Annotated in this window: 3 protein-coding genes and 2 pseudogenes; 3 read left to right on the forward strand and 2 right to left on the reverse strand. The window is 45.2% G+C overall.

The annotated features are described in order from the left end of the window. Window positions 1–154: 154 nt before the first annotated feature. Window positions 155–409 (forward strand): hypothetical protein, encoded by a 255-nt coding sequence (locus EJA70_RS26915; RefSeq protein WP_158834945.1) that lies wholly within the window; start codon window positions 155–157, stop codon window positions 407–409. A gap of 39 nt (window positions 410–448) precedes the next feature. Here the strand turns inward: EJA70_RS26915 and EJA70_RS31485 are convergent. After that, a pseudogene (locus tag EJA70_RS31485) lies at window positions 449–604 on the reverse strand (DUF6124 family protein); the annotation flags it as partial. 168 nt (window positions 605–772) lie between these two features. On the opposite strand from EJA70_RS31485, the gene EJA70_RS26920 reads away from it, so the two are divergent. Continuing rightward, on the forward strand, window positions 773–1,630 hold the full coding sequence (locus tag EJA70_RS26920; protein ID WP_158834947.1) for a type IV pilus biogenesis/stability protein PilW: 858 nt from the start codon (window positions 773–775) through the stop codon (window positions 1,628–1,630). A 302-nt stretch (window positions 1,631–1,932) separates the two neighbouring features. After that, window positions 1,933–2,727: a hypothetical protein gene (locus EJA70_RS26925; protein ID WP_158834950.1), complete on the forward strand. Its 795-nt coding sequence runs from the start codon at window positions 1,933–1,935 to the stop codon at window positions 2,725–2,727. Window positions 2,728–2,796: 69 nt separating this feature from the next. Here the strand turns inward: EJA70_RS26925 and EJA70_RS31205 are convergent. Further along, window positions 2,797–3,108 (reverse strand): annotated as a pseudogene (locus EJA70_RS31205) (DUF6124 family protein); the annotation flags it as partial. Between the last annotated feature and the right edge of the window lie 126 nt (window positions 3,109–3,234).

Consider the following 3,234-nt stretch of genomic DNA (forward strand, 5'->3'; position numbering starts at 1 on the left):
CTGCGCGTCGACAAAAAACGCAAAGTGTTGCTCAGCACTTACTGGGAAATGAACAGGCCGAAGCAATGCATCACCCGATTCACCCAACGCAAAACCTGAATGACTCAAGGATGAACACTGTTGAAACTTTTTTTTTGCGGTACCGAGTTGCGGCATGGCAACAAGCAGGCTAACTCAGTGGCTTTCCACCGCATTGTTGAGCACCGGCCTGTGCGCAAGCGCCTTCGCCTCTACCGAACAGCAATGCCCGGCTAACAACTTCGCTGACTTCGTCAAAGTTTTTTCATCGAACTCGACGGTACAGAAAGCATTTATCGCATCGTTGGTGAAAACAACTCACGTCGTGGCTGAGAACAACATACCCAAGGTTGCCGTGCGCAGAATCAACGGGGACGGATTTATTTTCTAATCCGTCCCGCGGACACCTCTTCCTTTTTCCCGTCCTGCCTCACCGCAAGCAATTCTTCCAGGTGTCCAGCGCACGCTCTACCATAAGCTGCGCACTATCGGCGATTCGGCTGAGGGCCAACGCCACGGAGCGGTTCGGACCTTCGACGTCGTCGGCTAATTTGGCAGCTATCGCGCAGATGGATAGCATGTCTTTGGGGTGAAAATGGGGAAAGCCCACATTTTAGTAATGATCCGAAATACGCGGTCTCTTCCCATTTTTTCCACCCCCTATATGAGCGACGGATTGTAGATATTTACGGGCCGGGTCACCCTGAGATGACGGATCCTGGGCCAAGGTTTATTAAATTAAAGGCTGCGCTGAATGTTTAATATATTTTTTGTACTTGTGGTTTCTTGTTTTTTGTCCATGCAGACGGCTCATGCAGATGCAGTGGCTATGGAAGTAAAAGGGGTGAAAGGTACTTCTTTGAGTGCTAGAAGCTTCGATAAAAAATACGGCGGCTGGAGTAATATAGAATATAGCGCTATGTCAGTGTCGTTTAAAGTATATGCCGTTCCTATTGGAATGGAGCCATCGGAGGACGGGATAGTAGCAAACCCTGATACGGATTCTCTTTCTCCATATAAAAAATACTTGATAATTCAACGAACTGACGCTGGGGAGGTGGTGGATGACAAGGGTAATAGTTTTATTTCTTCGCAGGCATATTGTGACGTGATTTCAATGGAAACCGGCTGCATTAAAAATATAGGATCAGTGCAGCAGTGTGAAGGGACGTGGCAAAATGGAAAGTGGAAAACTTCCAGGGGGGAGTTATTTGATTTTTCTCAAGAAGGTAAGCCTCCAAAGCTTCTAATTACTGATGCCTTGCGGGATGCTGAAAATCAATCGCGCGCCAGATTTCTGAGGGATTATATTTTCATGGGTATTCCCTCTTATATGGCATGTTATCCCCCTGAGAAAAATATATCTGAATATAACGATATGGGGTTTTATTTTGCTCAGGCAGGTGAACATCTTTTAGCGATGCAGATTTATGACCGTTTATTAGTTGTCGCGCCGGACAGGGTGCCGTTAAAGCTCAACGTTGCTGACTCTCTATGGGCGCTTGGAAAGAAAAATGAGGCTAAACAATACTATGCTGAATACATTAGTGCGCTGAGGAAGAAAAATATGGAAAGTAAAACTCCTGGTAGGGTTAAGGAAAGATTGAATTAATTTAGGAGTCAGGGTCGAGAAGTTAAATTAGTAAAGGGCGCGAAAGGTGACAGATTTATTTGTTCTGCTCGACTAATCAAAAGTACCAAATGGGACGGATTATTTAAATTTTTCGCCTCGTTGCCATTAACTCTTCCATATAGTCAAACGCACGGCCCTCCAAGAGTTGCACACGATCGGCGATTCGGCAAAGGGTACGCATAAGTGAAAAGGGGATATGTTTATTTTATATTTGAATACCTCTGTCCCCTTTTTACTCTGAAAGGCAAGAACTGTTTCAAAAACATAAATGAGGCTATGAAGTGAAATATATATCGCTGCTTATACTCGGCTCTCTGTTCGCTGCCACGTCTTGCTATGCTGATTTTCAACATGTCACGATAAGGCAGCAGAGTGAGAGCAGCATTGGGGTTCCATGTGTAGGGAATGATTCAATTATTCAGCTTCGGAATGGGAAAGTTGGCATAAGGACCTCTTCCGGTAAGCGCTACAGTTTAAATCTCGATGAGCAGGATGAAGACCTTTCAGCCTTTGTTGGCTCGGTTACTGACTCTGATGTGTGTGTGATTGCGCTTAAATATTCAGAAAATGATGTGAATGAGAGTTTTTCTATGTTCGTCTTTGATGAGGCTTCTGGTAGGTTTAAGCCATCTTCCATAAAAATGGTAACTAATCCAGAGTTTTTAAATGATAAAATCATAAGCGAGTATATGGATGGGCCGAAAAGTAGGAAAGATACGGCCTGCTATTCGATTAATGCAAAAGATTTCTTTTTCTGTGAGCAAAGAGAGCAATTTTCAGAAAAATTAGAGCGAGTAGAAACGTGCAATGAGAAATCTTGTGCTCCTCCGGTTCTTGTAAGGCCTGGTGAAGCTGTTCCAGTCAGGGCTACAGTGGCAATCGAAAAGACTCATTTCTATGAAAAAAAATCTAGTGAGAGTTTTGATCAGAAACAATCTTATTTGATTAAGGGAGATAAAGTAGTTCTAAATGATTACCATCGTGGGGATGAGGGACTGTTCTACCAAGTGACTTTTTTTGGAAAAAAGACGGTTACAGCTTGGTTATTAGCGAGCGCCATTTTGATTGATGAATAGAGTTGTAAGTCTCAGCTATATCCAAGTGGTCGAATAAGGGACGGATTTTATCCGTCCCTTGGACGTATCTTAAGTTTTCACTGTCTGTCTCGCTCTCGCCGCTATCAAATCTTCCAGATGGTCCAAAGCGCACTCGACCATGAGCTGTGCACCATCGGCGATTCTGCTCAGGGCGAGTGCCACTGAGCGGTTCGAGCCCTCTACGTCGTCCGCTAATTTGGCGGCGATGGCGCTGATGGACAGCATGTCTTCGGAGGCGTTGGCCAGGAGGGCTTCCGGGTCAATGCCTGTTGAGATAGTGAAGAGTCCGCTTTTGCGGCGTTTGAACAGTTTGTCGACGGTAGGCGGAAAGTAGTGGGCGAAGGCGCGGTCGGCGGCTTTGTAGTGGTCTAATTTCCCCGGACACCCCGATAGGTGGAAAATACATCTATCGAGGAGTTATTCATGACCAAAAAACGCAGGGCATTCGACGACAGCTTCAAGCTGCAAGTCGTGAAGATGATCAAG

Source organism: Pseudomonas sp. PB103 (genome assembly GCF_009764635.1).
GTDB lineage: Bacteria > Pseudomonadota > Gammaproteobacteria > Pseudomonadales > Pseudomonadaceae > Aquipseudomonas.

What these genes read in the sequence shown, in the direction of transcription:
- EJA70_RS26915 (WP_158834945.1), top strand. Translation starts at nt 155, where the DNA reads ATGGCAACAAGCAGGCTAACTCAGTGGCTTTCCACCGCATTGTTGAGC.
- EJA70_RS26920 (WP_158834947.1), top strand. Translation starts at nt 773, where the DNA reads ATGTTTAATATATTTTTTGTACTTGTGGTTTCTTGTTTTTTGTCCATG.